We start from the raw sequence: 18,759 nt of genomic DNA, 5'->3' as shown, positions 1-18,759 counted from the left end.
ATATCAGGGACTAGTTTCGAGGTTCTTTTTTTTGTATTTCAGAGGTGAAGTACCTGTTTCTTTTTTAAAAAAACGACTAAACTCTTCTATGTTGTCAAAATATAATAAAGAAGCTATCTCAGAGACGTTGTAAGTGCCCGAATTTAATAAGGACTTGGCTTGCGACAAAACAATTTCGTTGATATGTTTTTTTGCCGAACGGCCTGTTAATTCTTGAAGTACTTTGGTCAAATGGTTTGTTGATATGGCAAGATGTTGGGCATAAAAACTTACTTTTCTTTCTTTGTAGAAATGTCTGCGAAGGAGTTCTTGAAATTCGGACAGAATTCTTTTATTGCCTATTCTATTCGCTATACGACTAAACTTTATCCTGTTTTTTGACAGCATATTTTCAGTTTCATAGAGTAGAATAATAATTAGGTTTCGTATGATATCCCTTCTAAAAGGGTGGTTTGTTTCTTGTGCTTTATCCTGTATGCCCTTAAAAAGCGAGGTCAAGGTTGCTACTTCTGCATCATCAAGTTTAACATAGTCAAGTCCGGTGCTGTTCAACATTTGAAAGCGTTCAAGAAAATAGATGTTGTTTAAGGTTTCGATAAGAAAGCTTTTCTTAAAAATCACCATTTGGCAACTATAATCTTCAGAAACTTCGATGACTTCCAAAATGGTAGAAGGTGTAAATACGGCAAAGGTATTTGCATCGTATTGGATATTTTCCCCGTTTATCCTTGTCCGTATATTTCCGGAAACACAAAGCGCTAACTGATAATAGTTATGGCGTACCGGATAAAAATGTAAGAAATCAGGTTTAAAGACTTCGGTTATATGGTAATCCAATGCGTTCCAAAAATTATTTTCCCTTGGGGTAACCTTGGTAATGTCCAGATTTGAAATTTTGTGGTGCATAAACCGGCTTCTAACTTTTAAGGTGTTTTTGTTAAAAAAAGACATCTTTTTGTCAAAAATATGGATTTTACAATAGATAACTTTGATATGTGTCCCAAATTGTCAAAAACCTAATTTTTCGAATGAATATTGGCGATTTCGGAGTAAATTATATTAATAAATACCTTTGGTTTTTTTAGAATTACAAATTGTTCAGAGCCCTTTTATAGATTGCGGGCTAAAAGAAAACAAAATGTATTTGTAGAGCTATCAGTGGCTTAACGTATCAAAAAAAATTAAATAGACAATGGAAAAAATGAAAGCAGTCCGGTTTTACGGAAAAGATGATGTACGAATAGAAGAAATTGAAAAACCAACTCCAAAAGGGGGTGAAGTATTGATAAAAATTGGTGGGGCCGGGGTATGCCACTCCGATCTACACATCATAAAAGATGATATAATAGGAGATATACCCCCTTTTACCTTAGGCCATGAAAATGCAGGCTGGGTAGAAGCAGTTGGCGAAGGGGTTACAGGTTACAAAAAAGGGGATGCGGTAATTGTATACGGACCTTGGGGCTGTGGACATTGTAAGCCTTGTCAAATGTCATCGGAGAATTATTGCGACTACCAGTCCATTCAGGCTTATGGTGGTGGTTTGGGACTGAACGGAGGACTTGCCGAGTATATGATAGTTCCATCAGAGCGCTTGTTGGTACCCATTATGGATTTGGACCCTGTAGTGGCAGCACCCCTTAGTGATGCCGCCCTAACACCTTACTCTGCCATTAAACGTTCTTTGGATAAAATGACAACCGATGCAACTGTTGTGGTATTGGGTATAGGAGGATTGGGACATATGGCACTTCAAATATTAAAAGCAGTTTGCGGCTCGTTTGTTATCGCGGGGGATATATCTGAGGATAAGCTTGCCTTGGCCAAAGAACACGGCGCAGATATGGTTATCAATACTATGGATGCCGATGCGGCCGAACAAATTTTAAAGGTTACCGGAATAAAGAAAGCTGCGGTGGTACTTGATTTCGTAGGAATAAATGCAACCATTAACCTTGCGAAAAAAGTAATAGGCCTAAATGGTGATATGGTGATAGTAGGTCTTGGTGGGGGACAAGTGGATGTTTCATCGGGCCAGATACCCTTTGGGGTGAATGTAAGCAATCCCTATTGGGGGTCAAGGGCAGAACTTATTGAAGTCATTGCTTTGGCAAACCAGGGCAAATTGAATATTGCATTGGAAAAATATACCTTGGATGAGGCCAATGAAGTGTATGAAAAGTTACATCATGGAAAAATTAATGGGCGTGCTGTATTAGTTCCTTAAAATAAATTGTTCTCCAGTAAAAATAAGTTCATATCAAGATGCATTGATATAGGTATAAAAGGTCTATATCAATGCATTTTTTTATATCCCATGCTTCTGAGGCTCCGCTTATTACTTCCTGATATTTTGTTTTTATGGAGTACCTGTAACTTATAATTTTGAAAATAGATAAGCCTTGTTTTCCATCAAACGGCCGTTGATGGCCCTGCTTGAAGAAAGCCAATATCTCGGCGGTACTAGTATTCCGTTTTGTCGTTTTTTTCTTCCCAGCTTTTAAAAACGGGCAGGGCATCGTTTCGCAGCAATTGAACAAATTTTATTTGTCGATCGGCCATTTCCTTGTCCAATTCATCATAAATAAACTGGTCGTCGAAATCTATGGCCTTCGCATCTTCTTTTGTACAGGCGTAGAATACCGCCTTGGGCCTTGCCCAATAGATGGCGCCCAGGCACATAGGGCAGGGTTCACAAGAGGTATAGATCACACAATCGGTTAACTGAAAGGTATTTAGTTTTTTACAGGCTTCCCTGATCACGACCATTTCGGCATGGGCCGTGGGGTCGTTGGTAGAAGTGACACGATTGTGCCCCTCGGCAATAATTTCGCCGTTCTTTACCACCACTGCACCAAAGGGCCCGCCTGCATTTGAGTTCATTCCCTTTGCCGCCATTTCAATGGCCCTGTGCATAAAAAATTCATGTTTGTTATCCATAATGGTATGCCGGATTGTTTTAACAATTTTTGTCAAAGGTACTAATTGGCCTCTTAAAACAGTATTGAAAGTTTATGATGTATTCTTAATAAAACAATGGCGCAAATCTAGTTTGTTAAGATGTACTAAATGTCCTCCCCAGAGGATTTGAACCGAAGGTACACATGCATTGTACCTATTTTGGACCAAAGGTTGGTATTGCCCCGTTTCTTAGGTGCCAAAGATATTTTTAATCGCTATATCAAAGGCCAGGTAGTGTACACCCGTTATTGATGATGTCCCCAAAATATTGTTCATATACCCTAAATTGAACGTGGTTTTTAGTTTCGGAACGGTATGGGAATAATACAGGCATAAACGCGTTTCCTTATACTTAAAAGCACTCCAAGAGCCTGTTTTTGTAGTAGAGAACAAAAACTCGGCGGTTGTAATAAGTTTATCCGTCCTAGTGGAATTAAGCCCGATGGTCATTTTTCCCCGAAATCGGGAACGGAATTGGGTGTTTTCGGTAGCTGAGGAAAAATCAGGGTCGTAAAACCGTCTATATTCGGGACGAAAATCTATGGCAAAATCCATTTTCTTGAAAGTCACGAGATAAGATAAACGGCCGTAAGCCCTAATTTCTTGGCGCGCATTAGGGTCATCCAATTCGTAGGGTTCGGTACCCTTGTACCTATTCTGCCATCTATAACTTAAAGCTATGGAATAGGCCCAATGTTCTTTGAAACGATGGGATATTTCTTCGTTAAGAACGTAAATGGACTGTTTTTGAAATAAATTATAATTATCTGGATCGCTAATACGTCCCAATCCCAAATGCGTTGCGGAACTAATGGTTCCTTTCTCGTTCAATTTTTGTTTTACCCCTATAGCGAACCAAGAAGCGGTTTTTGCCTTGCCCAATCCCGGAGGGGTGAATTGGGCAAGACCATTGAAGCAATAGATGGACACCAATGAGAAAATCAAAAAAAACCTTCGCATGTTCGGTAACGGTTTTAATCGGCAATTTTGCTTAACACCGTTCCATCAACATCCATGACCACGTCCCAATCTTCTTTCACCAATGAATTAAGCTCCATTTTATAGCAAACTTTTCCATTGTCGGTTATACGTTCCAAATCATCTATGGTATACCCCTTAAAATTTGTTTTTATAACATTTCTGACCGCTTCGGGCAATTCGCTTCTAGAGATGTCCTCTTTGTGTTTTATGATGTTTCCTTCGGTATCGTACCATATTTCATGGTCGGTGTTCCAGCCTATTTCAAATTCGACATTGTATAAGAGTCCGTCCATTTCCCATTCTATATCCGTTGCCTTTGCAAACTGTTCATGAAACTTGTTTAGAATAACCGACGGTACTTGGTTTTGTACTAAATCTTGGGCTTGTGAAGAAAAGACTGTAGCTATTAATATGCCAATAAATAAAACTTGCTTTTTCATCTTATTATGTTTTTAATTATAAGACAAATCAACGACCCGAATTTGGAAAAACTTGGGAAAGGGGGCTATGTTATGGGAAATATTATTTTAAAGGAATGTAAATCGTTCTCAAAGGCATACGAGACCTTTAAACCATAAAGGTCGGAAATTGCCTTTACGATGGCTAGGCCGAGCCCCGTTCCCTTAGACACATTGTCCGGCTTGTAAAAACGTGTAAAAATCAGATTTTCATCAAGCTTTTGTGGATCGCCGGTGTTACTTATTTTAAGTGAGCTTTCTGTAATTTCGACGGTCACTTTTCCGTTGGGAATATTATGGAATATAGCATTTCTTAATAAATTGGATATAATTACGTTAGCAAGTGATGCGTCCATTTTAAAGGACAGTTCTGCCTTCTTTCTCAAAGATATGGTTACATCTTTAAAGGCGGCTATATCTTCAAGGTCGCCCATACTTTTTGTGACTACTTTGTTGAGCGACACTTCTTGGTTCTCTAAAAATTGCTTGTTTTCAATTTTGGTCAACAGCAATAATGATTTGTTCAGTTTTACCAAGCGTTCTATAATCTGTAATATTTCGGCAATATTTTGGGCCTGTTCATTTTCTAGGTTGCCTTTTTCTATTAACAGTTCTAGTTTGTTGGTTGCTATGGCCAAAGGCGTTTGCAACTCATGGGAGGCATTTCCGATAAACTGTTTTTGCTGTTCGTAGGTTTCTAACGTATGTTGTAACAGTACATTTACGGCATTTTGTAGATCAGTAAATTCTTTGGTATTGGTTTTTACTTTCGGAAATGTTCGGCTGTGACCAAGACGAAAGTTCTTTAACTGGCCCAAAAACTCATAAAATGGCTTCCATAGCCTCTTAAGTACAAAATTATTGATTAGAACTACACCAATGATCAAGCTAAAATAAAGCCAAATGGTATCATTAAAGAGTTCTTTGATCAAATCGTCTTCTTCGACCATAGAATTGGCTACTTTTAGCTCATAATACTCCCCGTCTACCTCAAAGGCGGTAACAAGCATTCTTACAGGTTCTGCTTCCGGTTTTTTGTCATCTGCATCCTGCATATAAAAAATAGTGTCCAGATAGGTGTCCGTTACTGAAAGGGCTTGTTTTTTCGGTATTTTTCTAGTGGCAAAAAAACTTTCGTCAAATTGCCTTTTGTTTAAAATGGTAGAATCTTTTTGGGCGTTGTTTATGATGATTCGTTTGTAATGTTCCAATCCCTCGTCTATGCTTCCTTTTATTTCGTTGAGCATATTATAATAGAATACCGCGGCCCAGACAGTAACTATGGCCAAGATAGAAATGGAGATATATTTTATGGATTGGTTTAGTAATTTCATCTTTAAAAGGGGTAATTACCAATGCCGAAATCTGGCATCTTTTTTTTGCCAAGAAGGTAACTGCAATTGGGTTTAACTAAAAAACATTCCATTTTAAAGAATGCTTTACTCTTGCAAAGAAGTAGTTGCTTTTCTTTTCTTACGGAAATTTTCACGTTTTAAATTTACTTTAAGATGTTGGAAAGAAATGGGAATTCTTGTTTTTTGTACATAGGGTAATATTGGGGTAGGGGGCATAAATAAATATGTGATGCTCTTTATAGCGTTTACAAAGAACATCACATACCAACCCTCGTATGATTCTTCTATTTATTAGAATCCAATAGAGAATTTATATAGGGTCTTGACCATGTTTTACTCGGGCAAGTCATAGTTTTCTACCACATAGTCGATATCCTTATCACCTCTACCGCTTAAATTGATCAATACCGATTTGTGGGGATGTTCTTTCGCTAATTTTAGGCCGTAAGCAACGGCATGAGAGCTTTCTAGGGCAGGAATAATGCCTTCCAATCTACTGAGCTCATAAAAAGCGTCAATGGCCTCTTTGTCGTTTATTACATCGTAATTGACCGCTCCCATATCTTTAAGCATACTATGTTCGGGCCCTACACCTGGATAGTCCAGTCCACTTGCCACGGAATATACCGGAGCTGGCTCACCGTTCTCGTCCTGTAATGTATAGCATTTAAAACCATGTATGACATTTGGGGTGCCAAATGTCATCGTGGCGGCATGTTCGCCCATCTCTAAAGAACGCCCCCCAGGTTCTACGCCGTACAAGTTACATTCTTCATCATCCAAAAAGGCAGAGAATATACCAATGGCATTACTGCCACCACCTACACAGGCAACCACGCTATCGGGTAATTCCCCTGTCATATCCATAAATTGCTCTCGAGCCTCGATGCCTACCACACGTTGAAAATCGCGGACCATCATCGGAAAAGGATGTGGCCCCACTACAGAACCTATACAATAAATACTATTTTCCGGATCTTTTAAATAGGCTTCAAATGCAGAGTCAACAGCTTCTTTTAGGGTTTTTAGACCATGGGTGGCAGGTATCACCTTGGCGCCCAATATTTTCATGCGAACTACATTCGGATGCTGTTTTTTTATATCTACCTCGCCCATGTGTATTTCACACTCCAATCCAAAATATGCCGCTGCAGTGGCCAAAGCTACACCATGTTGACCGGCACCGGTCTCTGCAATAAGTTTCTTTTTGCCCAAATACTTTGCAAGTAAGGCCTCGCCCATGCAATGGTTTAACTTGTGTGCACCCGTATGGTTAAGGTCTTCACGTTTTAGGTATATACGCCCTCCGTATTTTTGTGATAAGCGCGAACAGTAGTAAACGGGAGTCGGACGCCCTTGATAATGTTTACGAATACTTCGCAATTCTTGAATAAAATTGTGCGATTTACTGATGGTGTGATAGGCGTCAGCTATCTTTTTCATTTCTACCTCTAGGGCAGGCGGAATAAAAGCACCGCCATAATCTTCAAAAAAGCCTTCGCTGTCGGGGTACTTTTTAAAATAATTACTCATACTGTTTTAAATTGGTTTTTGATCGGACACAGGGCCCGATCCGTTGTTTTTGATTTGTTTATTTCTTTTCTGGGCCAGAGTTTGGAATCTGTCTCAGAGACGAATTCTTATTTTGATGATGTCATAAACATGAGCGTTTAGATGAACCAGAACGTTCTTGTTCATTGGTATTTTTTATGGTATTAAACTTTTAAAAACGGTGTATAAAAAATACGTTGCCCCAGAACTTAAAATTAACCCCATAAAAATCGGTAAAAATATTTCCTTTTCAAACCTATTTTCTAAACAAGCCGATGTAGGATTGTTAGGATTTACATACACCGTCACTGGTTTGCCTATTACAGTGACGGATATTTTTTCTAAAGCGATGTATTCAGGATAATTTTTATAATCCCCATACTTTTGGGGAAACTTTTCAATATTCTTAAATTCTTTGTCGTACAGATAATCGGAAGCTAAAGTCTGACCCGAGGTAAATGTTTTTCCGTTAAAACTATAGGTATATGTTTTTTTAAGTACGAATCTAAAATTGGTACCCATACTCGAATCGTTACTGTAGGTATTAATCTAATTTGTGAAGCTATTATTTTTCCGATTACAGGTTTCCATTTTTTACTTTGAAGCATTTTTAGAGCCCCTACTATTCCCGTAATTAATAACCAATACCCAAAATAGAGTGCCAAAGGGGTAAATATGATGATAAATAGGGTGGCGGTGATACTATAATTCCAATGGTCGAAGTTCATTTTTGGATCGGTCGGGGTTTATGTTATAGAACCGGTCGTATTCGGCTTCTTTGCCTGTCGTGATTTAGAGGCCTTCCAACGTTGCCGGAGCATATTTTGGAGTAGATCAAAGTAGTTCCATCCTATACCTTTGGCAGCCAATAACGACAGGCTGTCCTGGTTTTTTCTATGGGGCCTTGATGGTCCGGTCATATTGGGTTTCATGTTCAGGTCGAACAAAAAGTAGCGACCGTTTTCATCGGCCCTGCAATCGATTCTTATGGGGGCTTTAATAGTTAACAATTCCGCCGCTTTTTCGCACTGGCGGCAGGTATCCGTAATTTCTTTGGAACGCCGTTCCCCGTCATCCAACAGGGCACTGTTCTCCACTACGGCCACAACTCCGTTGTAGGGGGCGATCCCGTCTTTATGGTTAAACCTTTTTACAGGGGGAAGGCACCAGGGGGCTTCAAAGTGTTGTTTTTCACCCTCTATATAATAATCGCCCGGAGGCATTACGGTAACGGTTATTTCTTGTCCGCTTAAAAACTGTTCTATGTATACCGACGAGCCGTAATGTCCACTTGAAAACAGATCTGCCAGTTTAGCGTCCAGTTCGTTTTTGTCCCTGACCACGGCAACCCCTTGGCTTCCCCTACCACGAATAGGTTTTACGACCACGGGAAAATTGAGGTCTTGTTGATCGTAGTCCTTGCCTTGGTCTTGGGTTATTAAAGTGGTTTTGGGAATAAAAATACCGTGCTCCCTCAATAATTTGTTGGTAGTCCATTTATCGTCGTACGTGTCTACCTGATGGGGCAATTGCCCTACAAGTTCTATATCGCGATCAAAGAACTTCCCTATAGGGTGCCCTTTGTAAAGTACGGTATTCAACCAAAGTATTTTGGCCCCTTTACGGATCGCATTTTCAATTCCCTCCTCGGTGTCCGGAAAAACCCAGTCCAGATCCTTTTCAATGTGGGGCCGGTCTACCGGTGTACACACCTTTACGCCCTTGGAATACAATTCGAAGGTGATATCGGCACCACTGTCGGAATATCCGCCCGGTTTCATGGGTTTTTGTATGCCATTTTTTATAGGCGATGGTTGGGCTTGGTACAAAATTGCAATCATGCTGTATGGGTTTTTATACTCCTTGTCCAGTTTCGTTCTTTAGGGCCCAAAGCTACTATTTTATATTTTTTTGGCGATTTTTTGTCTTGACTTTGTATAGTGTTGGCGGGGATGTACCCATGCGTATAGATGGCCCTTTCATTGGTCCGACTATCTTGCGGTAATTTGATCCATGACCAAGGTAAGGTCTTCGCTTAGCTCATAGATCCATATGACAAGGGCAAGGGCCATAAAGAACATTCCTGCGGAAATCGCGTAATACACATAATAGTTATGTCCCACAATTAGGCACGATTTGGTGGGTTTTTTAGGATGATGGAAGACATAGACCTGGGTGTTATCCTTTAACTTGTCCGATATGGCTTTTATCTCTTTTTTATTGGGAGACCAGAACTCAAAATAAGGGAAAAGTTTTTTACCGATAATTTCATTTTCTTGGCCGTTTGGGCGATAAGCATACTCCAAATCTGGCCTATAACTTATTTCTTTTCGGCCGTCCGAATCCTTCATCGTTCTTTCCTTTATTTCCGAATGTACAATCCTTCCTATGGTCCGATTCCATTTTTTCGAACCTTTATCAAGTATATAGGAGCTTACCCCAAAAAAGAAAACCGTGAAGCCAATAAAAAATGTGATGATCATGACAACGTTTTTATTTGGTCCGCTAGATAATTGGCCGGATGTTTTTTACCTATATATATCCAATACCCCAGAAGCAAAGGGAATATGAGCAGGGCAATGCCGGCTCCAATATCCTTTAGGTCAAGGTCGTATTTAAGAATGGACGATTGTCCCGGATTTTCCGGATTAACGTAAACAGCTACCGTATTCATCTCTTTTAATTTACCGTACAGCTCTGTATGAAATTTACTATCGTATTCTTTTTTGGTATTAAGGCCTATTTGCATATTGCTATAGTGTTTACCGTTATATTCGTAAGCATATTTGATTTTACATTCATTGATAGGGAAGACCATCGACGTTTCTTTGGGCATATCGGGATTGGGACGGTTATCGAGTTCGACCAACTCGATATTTGCGACTCGCTTTTCCCACAGAAACCTATTGTTTTCCAATATCCGTTGCAGCGGTTTATAGAAAGAATAGCAACTGAGAACTACCTGCAGTACCAAAAAAAGAAAAAGTATGGTCAACGTTAAAAAATATAAGGCCTTGATCAGATGTTTCATTGGACTTGGTTATAATCTATCGTAAGGTGTTTTTATCACAGTTTATATCGTTTAATTACTGTTCCGGCTATTTAGTGTTTGCTGCCATATCCTCAAATACCCAAACCATTCTATCTAAAAACCACATTTTGGCAAAATAAACAATTATGGTTCCGGTTATGGTCCAATCTATTTTTAGTTTCCATAGACCGAATATTAGAACGATAGCACCTATGATTTGTAAGATGGTAAGAATTAAGACAGGTGTTTTATGATGTTTCGGAATTCGGTTTTTTATTCTTTCGGACCAATATTTTTCACCAAGTACAGCCTTTGAGCCCCAATTATCAAAGCTTTTTGGTTTTTTAAATAGTGTAGGGTTTATTTTTATCCAAACAATCAATAGCAGTATTGGAATTAAGCAGTACCAACCGATCCATAACCTGGACCATACCGCCAAAATTATAAATGGCAATGATATAAACCTTGTCCAAACGGACCATGGATTGGCATGTCTCATCCAACTATCGCCTTTAAGACCGAAGGCTTTTGCTATTTTTTCTTCTAAAGTCATGCGTTGCTCTTTGGTTGGTTGTTTTCTTGTTGCTTACAAATTTAGATTGTTTAATGGGGGAAGAAACTTTCTATGTAGTTACTTTATAAATATACAAAGACCATTTATTATATGTCATACGCTCAGTGTATATAATTTTTTTGCTTTTTTCATTACATATTTTGTTTTATTCCATTGATATAATGGGTACTATATGGCGAAAAAAATCTTGCGATGTATATGGGGCGTATTAATCTTGTAAAAGAGAGGATTCATATTCTATTTCACTAACTTTAGCGGTTGATAATTTCAATTTTCCGTGGCCGTTGATGTTTGTTAAGAAAACTAATTTATACTGTTTTGCGTTTTTCGTCCTAGTGGCCTTTACTGCTTGTTTTGGACAGGATTTTGACTATAAGATCAGCTCGCTCTCCGATAAATTGGATATTACCGACAACGTAACGTCTTCTTTTTACAAAGATGATAAGGGCTTTTTATGGATAGGCAAAATGGACGGTCTATATAGGTATAACGGGTACGACTATGAAATTTTTTCCAACACTTTTAACGATAAGACCGGGCTTAGCAATCCGTGGGTAACGGCGGTAAACGGGTTCAATGATTTTTTAGTGGTTGGTACCAAGAACGGTCTAAATATATTGAATAGGTCCAAAGGTACTTTTGATTACATTTTTCCGTCCGAAACCAATCCTGAACACAGTAATTACATTACCTCTTTAGATGTTAATGATAAGGGCGTTTATGTGGGCACTATTGACGGACTTTTTTTGGTAAAATTGCAAAAAGAAGGGTCACATACGATAAAAGAGATTCAATTCGAAGGGTATGATAATACAGGTGTTCTTCCAGATGTATATCAGGTTATGGTGGCGTACATGGGGGCATTGATTAGAACATCGGCGGGTATTTTCTTTGTCAGACAGGGTAATACCATTGCAAAAAATGTAGATATGGTATTGGAGCAGGAGAAAGGCACTCCAAAAAATTGCAGGACACTGTATCTTACCAAGTCTAATGATCTGCTTGTTTTTGCGGATGGGGAAACATATTATTCCGAATTTAAGGAAGAAGATATAGTCAAAGATTTACCCTTAAAATTAAGGCCAATTTCAAATAAATATAGTAATTGGCCCAATGCTGGGGTGATTAATAATTTTTTGGAAGATGTAAACGGCGCAATTTGGATAGGTACGGAGGGTGAAGGTTTGTTTGTTTTTCACGAGGAAACAGAAAATTGGAAGAATTATAGACATAAGATAAATTATGCCAATACACTAAACAACGATTTTGTAAGAGCACTGTACGAAGACCCTTCGGGAATGATCGTTGTAGGTACCGATGCAGGAGTAAATACCGTAGTTACCCTAGAGCGTAGGTTTCATGTTATCAATAAAATAGAACAAGGCGGTGAAAATGATTCAGAAATTGTCAATGTTCATGGCATATTGGAAGATACCGATTCTAATTTATGGATAGGTACACGTGGTAAGGGGCTTTTTGTCTTAAATAAGGATAGGCAGTTACATGTGTCACCAAATATAAACAACGCTTTAGGGCATATAAGGTCTGTTGTTCAAGATAAAAAAGGGTTCGTGTGGGTCGGCACCCAAAATGGCATTTATATTATAAAAAAGCCCATAATAATTAATAAGGAACTTAGAGATCAATTTTACCATCAAAGACCAAGCCTTTTGTCCGGTGAAAACGTCTATGCTATTTTAGAGGACAAAGACACCAATAAATGGATCAGTACCTCTAATGGATTATATGTGTACACCGCTTCAGGGGTATTAAGGCAGGTGACCAATACTTCGGTGCAAACTTCGCTGGATAACAAAATTATATACTCTATGCTATTGGATAGTAAAGATAGGATATGGTTTGGTACGTTGAACGGTAGGGTGGCTTATTTAGAATTTGCAGATTACAGTATACACATGTCTAAGTACATGAATATTGGAAAACCGTTGGACTTTAAGATCATTAGAATTCCCGAAACCTATAAACAGTATTTCGAGAACTATGAATCCTATAACCTTTGTGAAGTCTCGGGCAACAAAGTTCTGGTGGGTACAAATTTTGGGATTTGCGAAATAGATGTGTCCAAGAAAGAAATTATGCCTTTCTTTTCTTTGAACAGGTCACCCGAATCTTTGGGCATGGGAGCAGGGTATGTTTATGGTATACTTTACGACCGGGCAAAGAACAGACTATGGGCAAGTACCAATAACGGGTTGTTCACTTATGACATAAATACCGATGAACTAGAAAGGTTTGGTGTTAAAGATGGCTTACAATCTTTGGAGTTCAACGGAAACTCTGTACATCGCGGTAGTTCGGGAAACTTATATTTTGGAGGAGCCAATGGGTTAAATAGGTATGATTCTTCTGTAGAAATACATAAAAATAACTACCGCCCAAATCTCGTGTTGACCAAATTAAACGTTAATGGTAAACAGGTAAGAGCCAATGACCAGAATCAAATATTAAAAGAGGAAATATCCTATACAAAGGCCATAACCCTAAAATCCGGGCAAAATACTGTTGGATTGGAATTTGCCTCGTTACACTTGCCATATTCGAGCAATAATTATTATAAATGTAAGTTGGTAGGGGTAGATGCCGATTGGCGCTATTTAGGAAACAAGAGGTCTATTAACTACGCAAATCTTCCGAAGGGCAATTATCAGTTTCACCTCATGGGAACTAATAACGATGGAGTTTGGAACCCTAAAGAGCTTGTTTTTGATATCGAGGTATTGCCAGCTTGGTATGCCACTTGGTGGATGAGATTATTGTGGTACTTTATCGGTTTGTCCGTAATAGCATCGTTTGTGCTGGTACTTATAAAGATACGAGACAGTAGAAATGAACTGAAGATCCAAGAAATGGAGCGTAAAAAACTCTCCGAGATCAATGAGTCCAAACTAGTCTTCTTTACTAATATTTCCCATGAACTAAGAACTCCGTTGTCCCTGATATTGGATCCTATACAAAGTTTGATTAGGCAAAAAAGAATGGGCAGCGATAACGAATTGTTGGGCATTGTTAAAACCAATGTAGAACGGTTGCGTATGCTGGTAGATCAAATAATGGATTTTAGAAAATATGAATACGGAAAATTAGACCTGCATATAGGCCAAGGCGATATGGTAGAGACCGTTCACGAAATTGCCAATTCGTTCGTGCATATGTCAAAGATCAAGAATATACATTATAAGATAGATCTACCGACCACACCAATACTCATGTTTTATGACAAGGACAAGGTAGAGAAGATACTCTATAATTTATTGTCAAATGCCTTTAAGGCCGTTGATAATAAAGGTAAGGTGAAGGTGTCGATCGGAGAGTTAAGAGAAAAGAAAAAGAAATTTCAAGGGCATCAATACAAACTTATTTGTGGAAAAAAAGAGCAAGTAGATCTGAACAATTATGTGTATATAAAGGTTCAGGATAATGGTGGGGGAATATCCGAAGAAAAAATGAAGGATATATTTGTTCGTTTTTATCAAGAAGATACCGTTAGTTCCGGTACGGGAATCGGGCTATACATGGTAAAACAACTTGCCGAGATGCACCATGGCTCCGTTTTGTTAAAAAGTAAAAAGAACAAAGGAGCTTCGTTTGTGATACTATTGCCTAAAAACAACGATCTATATAAAGTTTCTAAAACGGCGGTACCGCAATCGGTAATGCCCAATGTTCATACAGAAACATTGCATGCCACTACTAGCGAAGAACAATTTAAAACAATAGAAAAGAAAGATTATAGTGTAGCCATTATAGAGGACAATGACGAATTGCGGATCTATTTAAAACGCATTTTGCAAAATAGTTTTAATGTCTTTACCGCAAATAATGGTTTAGAAGGAATTGACCTAATAAAGGAAGAAAACCCCGATGTAGTGGTTAGCGATATTCTAATGCCCGAAATTAATGGTCTTGAGCTTTGTAAACGAATTAAAGATGATTTTGAAACGAGCCACATACCTATAATATTGCTTAGTGCCAGAGCTATAGACCAGCAGGTGGTAGAAGGTATAAATTCTGGGGCCGATGCTTATATAACCAAACCCTTTAATAGCGATATATTGGTTGCCAAGATCAATAACCTTATAAAAAATAGGGAAAAGCTTAGATTGATGTTTCAAAATGCCAAAATTTTAGAACCTTCAAAGGTAACGGCGACCTCGGTTGATGAAAAGTTGTTGCACAAACTGAAACAAACTATCGAAGACAATATACAGGATCAAAACCTTACCTTAGAGATGTTGGCCACCGAAGTAGGGGTGAGCAGAGCCCAATTGTTTAGAAAAGTAAAGGCATTGACCGGACTTACCCCCAACAATTTTATTAAATCCATTCGTTTAAAGTATGCGGTCTTGTTACTGGAAGAAGATAAATTCCAGATTTCTGAAATTGCGTTTCTTTCTGGTTTTAAAGAACCAAGTTACTTTTCCAGATGCTTCAAAGAAGCGTACGGATGTAGTCCAAAAGAGTATAGAAAAGACTGAGAAATTCTCCTCTTTAAAAAACTCATCTATTTATTATACATAAGTCATCATTTTTACAAATGCTTTGTAAACCCCATAAATATTATGGATATGATACTATTTTATAAGCATTTGATATGGGATTATAAGTTTTGCGGCATAGGATACCGATAATTTTACAAAGAACAAATGCACACTTTTATCTGTATTTGTTGAACCTAATATAAAAGGTTTGGATCAAGCTAACTTAAATCTATTATTTATGATGAAACAATTTAAAAGCGCAATCACTAAGACCAAGCTTATAGGCTTTTTGGTCTGTTATGTGGCTTTTGTGTCCAGCGCAAGTGCCAACAATGATCTGGCATTGTCGTCAGACGGAAAAGAAAAGGAGATAACGGGTAACGTTATCGATGATCAAGGTATTCCCTTACCAGGTGCCGCGGTCGTAATTAAAGGTACCACCACGGGTACTACCACCGATTTTGATGGTAATTTCAAAATCGAAGTTCCTTCAGAAAGTTCGGTATTGGTAATTTCCTATTTAGGATACAAGACAATGGAAATTACCGTAGGAGCCCAATCCAATTTAAAAATAGTAATGGAACCAGAGGCCAATTCTTTAGAAGGGGTTATGGTTGTTGGTTATGGAAAGCAAAAAGTAAAAGACCTTACGGGTAGTGTGGGTTTTGTGGATGAGGATGTACTAAAAGAAAGTTCTGTTCCTACGGTATCACAAGCTCTACAAGGTAAAGTTGCCGGGGTACAGATTACGGCAGATTCTGGTGAGCCAGGAGGCGGCATTGCCGTTAGAATTCGTGGTACAGGTACTTTTGGTAACAATGATCCATTGTACGTAATAGATGGTTTTCCGACAAAATCGGGAATCAGTTCTGTGAACCCATCCGACATTGCTTCGATATCCATCCTTAAAGATGCCGCTGCTTCCGCAATATATGGGGCAAGAGCTGCCAATGGGGTAATCATAATAACCACCAAAAAGGGTAAGGCAGGTGTATCAAAAATTAATATTGAAAGTTATTACGGTTTTCAACAAGCGGCCAACAAGATAGATGTTTTGGATTCGCACGATTATGTTATGATCACCAAGGAAGCATATAGGAACTCTGGCCTTCCAGACGATGAGTTTTGGGGAGACCCCAGTGATTATGGTGAAGGAAGAAAATACCCTACCGATACCGATTGGCAAGATGAAGTGTTCAGAAACGCCGCCATCCAAAATCATCAGTTTACATTTTCAGGGGGATCCGAAAAATCGGATTATTTATTTTCTCTAGGATACTATGGTCTGGACGGTATTGTTATAGGTAGTGGTTTCGAAAGAATATCTGCCCGTATCAATGGTAGCACCAAGTTCTCTGACAAGTTTAAGATAGGTACCAATTTATCTTTGTCTACAAGTACCCAAGATGTGGTGCCCGACGATCATTCATGGACCAGTGTACTTTTTGGTGCACTAAGGGAAAGACCTATGGTACCCGTGAAGGATGCCGATGGCAATTGGGGAGGAAACATCGGACCGGCAGAGTATGTGGGCGATGGAGGAAACCCTGTGCGTTTGGCTTTGTTGAACTACGATACTCGAAAAACATACAGAATGTTGGGTAACTCTTACTTAGAGTACACACCTGTCTCCAATTTCACCTTTAAAAGTTCTTTTGGGTATGATTTTTTATATTCTAAAGGAAAAAACTTTGACCCTACCTATATAGAGGGTAGTACACAGGCAATACAGAACCAGCTTTTTGAAACATCTTCGTTGAATACGACTTGGGTATGGGAAAATACCGTTAATTATACTTTTGACCTTGGCGAAGATCATCATTTTGATGTTTTGGCAGGTATTACCAAACAAGAAGATAAATACGAAACGTTAAATGCCAGTAGAAAAGACTATCCTAACAATCAGGAATATATTTGGTATTTAGATGCAGGAACAGGTACCAGGGACAATAGTGGTGGAACTTCAGAATATGCTTTAATGTCGTATTTAGGAAGAATTAACTACAACTATAAGAACAGATACCTTTTTCAGGCGAACGTAAGACGTGATGGCTCTTCCAGATTTGGAGAATCAAACCGTTTTGGAACCTTCCCATCTGTATCGGGGGGCTGGATCGTGAGCGAAGAAAATTTCTTTGAAAACGTAAAGGCTTTTAACTATGTTAAGTTACGTGCGAGTTATGGTAAATTGGGAAACCAGGATATTTATAGCAACTATCCATGGGCCAATAATCTTGACTTGGTTTATTATCCTTTCGGAACGTCGCAATCTACAGTGGCAGGTTATGCGCCAAATGCGGCATCTAATCCAGATGTTACTTGGGAAACCACTATTCAGAGCAACTTTGGTGTTGATGTAAAAATGTTCAATAGCAGTGTTTCCTTTACGGCAGACTACTTTATAAAAGATACCGAAGATATGTTATTGACCTTGCCTGCACCTGCTACTTCGGGTTACTCTACAACAGCTTACACCAATGTAGGTAAGATTAGAAACTCTGGTATTGAGTTGGCTTTGGACTATCAATCTCCATCCGATAAGGCATTTACCTATAATATAGGAGGAAACTTTACCAAGATCAAAAACGAGGTGAAAGACTTGGGTACCGTAGATTATATTTGGAGCGATCAAGATTATTTGGGGGAAAGATGGACACGTACCGAGGTAGGTAAGCCTGTAAGTCAATTTTTTGGGTATGTGGCAGATGGTCTTTTCCAAAATGAAGCCGATATCACGGAACATGGGATACAACCAAATGCAGAACCAGGGGATATCAGATTCAAGGATGTTAACGAAGATGGTGTTTTAGATGATCAAGACCGTACCTATATAGGTGACCCGAACCCCGATTTTACTTTTTCTGCGTATGCACAGGCCAACTATAAAAACCTTGATTTTAGCCTACGTTTATACGGTTCTTACGGTAACGATATTTATAACGGTATGATCCGTCAGTTAGAGACTGCTTCTGAACCATATAATAAATGGTCCTATATTTTGGATAGATGGACGGGTGAAGGTACTTCTAACTCTGTACCAAGGGTTACCCGAGATGATGTGAACCAAAACACGAGAAGTTCTTCACGTATGGTAGAGGATGGTTCTTTCTTAAGAATCAAAAACGTTCAATTAGGCTATTCTATGCCAAAAAGTGTGGTAGAAAAATTAAAGATAGAGCGCTTGCGCTTGTACATTAGCGCCGAAAACTTGTACACTTTTACTTCGTACCGTGGTTTTGATCCAGAGATGTATCAGACCAAGGGGTCAAGAACCGATCTTGGTGTAGATAGGGCCAAATATCCCGTAGCCAGCTCTTTGGTACTTGGCGTAAACTTATCCTTATAATTT

Annotated in this window: 14 protein-coding genes; 3 read left to right on the top strand and 11 right to left on the bottom strand. The window is 38.8% G+C overall.

What is annotated here, in order from left to right; genetic code table 11:
• Positions 1 to 3 precede the first annotated feature (3 nt).
• On the bottom strand, positions 4 to 906 hold the full coding sequence (locus AB657_RS05165) for a helix-turn-helix domain-containing protein (RefSeq protein WP_198146875.1): 903 nt from the start codon (positions 904 to 906) through the stop codon (positions 4 to 6).
• A gap of 286 nt (positions 907 to 1,192) precedes the next feature.
• Between AB657_RS05165 and AB657_RS05160 the strand changes: the two genes are divergently transcribed.
• Positions 1,193 to 2,227, top strand: a complete 1,035-nt coding sequence (locus AB657_RS05160; RefSeq protein ID WP_232304847.1) for an NAD(P)-dependent alcohol dehydrogenase — start codon at positions 1,193 to 1,195, stop codon at positions 2,225 to 2,227.
• Positions 2,228 to 2,463: 236 nt separating this feature from the next.
• Here AB657_RS05160 and AB657_RS05155 read toward each other — a convergent pair whose 3' ends face one another.
• The 10 genes from AB657_RS05155 to AB657_RS05110 all read right to left on the bottom strand — a co-directional run bounded on the left by AB657_RS05155 (position 2,464) and on the right by AB657_RS05110 (position 10,890).
• A complete protein-coding gene (locus AB657_RS05155) occupies positions 2,464 to 2,940 on the bottom strand; it encodes a nucleoside deaminase (RefSeq protein WP_047245513.1) in 477 nt (158 codons plus the stop codon).
• A 210-nt stretch (positions 2,941 to 3,150) separates the two neighbouring features.
• Positions 3,151 to 3,921 (bottom strand): DUF2490 domain-containing protein, encoded by a 771-nt coding sequence (locus AB657_RS05150; RefSeq protein ID WP_047245512.1) that lies wholly within the window; start codon positions 3,919 to 3,921, stop codon positions 3,151 to 3,153.
• Positions 3,922 to 3,935: 14 nt separating this feature from the next.
• Positions 3,936 to 4,382, bottom strand: coding sequence for a PepSY-like domain-containing protein (locus AB657_RS05145; RefSeq protein WP_047245511.1), 447 nt, complete (start codon positions 4,380 to 4,382; stop codon positions 3,936 to 3,938).
• A gap of 65 nt (positions 4,383 to 4,447) precedes the next feature.
• The gene (locus AB657_RS05140) at positions 4,448 to 5,734 is read right to left on the bottom strand and encodes a sensor histidine kinase (protein WP_047245510.1); all 1,287 of its coding nucleotides are present in this window, start codon (positions 5,732 to 5,734) and stop codon (positions 4,448 to 4,450) included.
• Between the two features lie 354 nt (positions 5,735 to 6,088).
• Positions 6,089 to 7,288: a tryptophan synthase subunit beta gene (trpB, locus tag AB657_RS05135; RefSeq protein ID WP_047245509.1), complete on the bottom strand. Its 1,200-nt coding sequence runs from the start codon at positions 7,286 to 7,288 to the stop codon at positions 6,089 to 6,091.
• Between the two features lie 174 nt (positions 7,289 to 7,462).
• Positions 7,463 to 7,828 (bottom strand): DUF3592 domain-containing protein, encoded by a 366-nt coding sequence (locus AB657_RS05130; RefSeq protein WP_047245508.1) that lies wholly within the window; start codon positions 7,826 to 7,828, stop codon positions 7,463 to 7,465.
• A 224-nt stretch (positions 7,829 to 8,052) separates the two neighbouring features.
• Positions 8,053 to 9,147 (bottom strand): ATP-grasp domain-containing protein, encoded by a 1,095-nt coding sequence (locus AB657_RS05125; protein WP_047245507.1) that lies wholly within the window; start codon positions 9,145 to 9,147, stop codon positions 8,053 to 8,055.
• 150 nt (positions 9,148 to 9,297) lie between these two features.
• On the bottom strand, positions 9,298 to 9,789 hold the full coding sequence (locus AB657_RS05120) for a DUF3592 domain-containing protein (RefSeq protein ID WP_047245506.1): 492 nt from the start codon (positions 9,787 to 9,789) through the stop codon (positions 9,298 to 9,300).
• Complete coding sequence (locus AB657_RS05115) at positions 9,786 to 10,337, bottom strand: DUF3592 domain-containing protein (protein WP_047245505.1); 552 nt, start codon at positions 10,335 to 10,337, stop codon at positions 9,786 to 9,788. Before AB657_RS05115 ends, AB657_RS05120 begins: the two co-directional genes overlap by 4 nt.
• Before the next feature lie 67 nt (positions 10,338 to 10,404).
• Positions 10,405 to 10,890, bottom strand: coding sequence for a DUF6653 family protein (locus tag AB657_RS05110; RefSeq protein WP_047245504.1), 486 nt, complete (start codon positions 10,888 to 10,890; stop codon positions 10,405 to 10,407).
• Between the two features lie 308 nt (positions 10,891 to 11,198).
• On the opposite strand from AB657_RS05110, the gene AB657_RS05105 reads away from it, so the two are divergent.
• Complete coding sequence (locus AB657_RS05105; RefSeq protein WP_047245503.1) at positions 11,199 to 15,407, top strand: two-component regulator propeller domain-containing protein; 4,209 nt, start codon at positions 11,199 to 11,201, stop codon at positions 15,405 to 15,407.
• Between the two features lie 241 nt (positions 15,408 to 15,648).
• Positions 15,649 to 18,756 (top strand): SusC/RagA family TonB-linked outer membrane protein, encoded by a 3,108-nt coding sequence (locus AB657_RS05100; RefSeq protein WP_084696380.1) that lies wholly within the window; start codon positions 15,649 to 15,651, stop codon positions 18,754 to 18,756.
• Positions 18,757 to 18,759: the final 3 nt, after the last annotated feature.

The sequence above is a fragment of the Maribacter thermophilus genome (genome assembly GCF_001020565.1).
Taxonomy (GTDB): Bacteria; Bacteroidota; Bacteroidia; order Flavobacteriales; family Flavobacteriaceae; genus Maribacter; species Maribacter thermophilus.
The sequence above is the reverse complement of the archived record's forward strand: the minus strand, read 5'-3'. Positions and strand labels throughout refer to the sequence as shown.

Bases quoted from the DNA above. Each gene is read 5' to 3' on its own strand.
- AB657_RS05105 (WP_047245503.1), top strand. From the start codon at position 11,199: ATGTTTGTTAAGAAAACTAATTTATACTGTTTTGCGTTTTTCGTCCTA.
- AB657_RS05130 (WP_047245508.1), bottom strand. From the start codon at position 7,828: ATGGGTACCAATTTTAGATTCGTACTTAAAAAAACATATACCTATAGT.
- AB657_RS05160 (WP_232304847.1), top strand. From the start codon at position 1,193: ATGGAAAAAATGAAAGCAGTCCGGTTTTACGGAAAAGATGATGTACGA.
- trpB (WP_047245509.1), bottom strand. From the start codon at position 7,288: ATGAGTAATTATTTTAAAAAGTACCCCGACAGCGAAGGCTTTTTTGAA.
- AB657_RS05155 (WP_047245513.1), bottom strand. From the start codon at position 2,940: ATGGATAACAAACATGAATTTTTTATGCACAGGGCCATTGAAATGGCG.
- AB657_RS05140 (WP_047245510.1), bottom strand. From the start codon at position 5,734: ATGAAATTACTAAACCAATCCATAAAATATATCTCCATTTCTATCTTG.
- AB657_RS05165 (WP_198146875.1), bottom strand. From the start codon at position 906: ATGCACCACAAAATTTCAAATCTGGACATTACCAAGGTTACCCCAAGG.
- AB657_RS05100 (WP_084696380.1), top strand. From the start codon at position 15,649: ATGATGAAACAATTTAAAAGCGCAATCACTAAGACCAAGCTTATAGGC.
- AB657_RS05150 (WP_047245512.1), bottom strand. From the start codon at position 3,921: ATGCGAAGGTTTTTTTTGATTTTCTCATTGGTGTCCATCTATTGCTTC.
- AB657_RS05125 (WP_047245507.1), bottom strand. From the start codon at position 9,147: ATGATTGCAATTTTGTACCAAGCCCAACCATCGCCTATAAAAAATGGC.
- AB657_RS05120 (WP_047245506.1), bottom strand. From the start codon at position 9,789: ATGATCATCACATTTTTTATTGGCTTCACGGTTTTCTTTTTTGGGGTA.
- AB657_RS05115 (WP_047245505.1), bottom strand. From the start codon at position 10,337: ATGAAACATCTGATCAAGGCCTTATATTTTTTAACGTTGACCATACTT.
- AB657_RS05145 (WP_047245511.1), bottom strand. From the start codon at position 4,382: ATGAAAAAGCAAGTTTTATTTATTGGCATATTAATAGCTACAGTCTTT.
- AB657_RS05110 (WP_047245504.1), bottom strand. From the start codon at position 10,890: ATGACTTTAGAAGAAAAAATAGCAAAAGCCTTCGGTCTTAAAGGCGAT.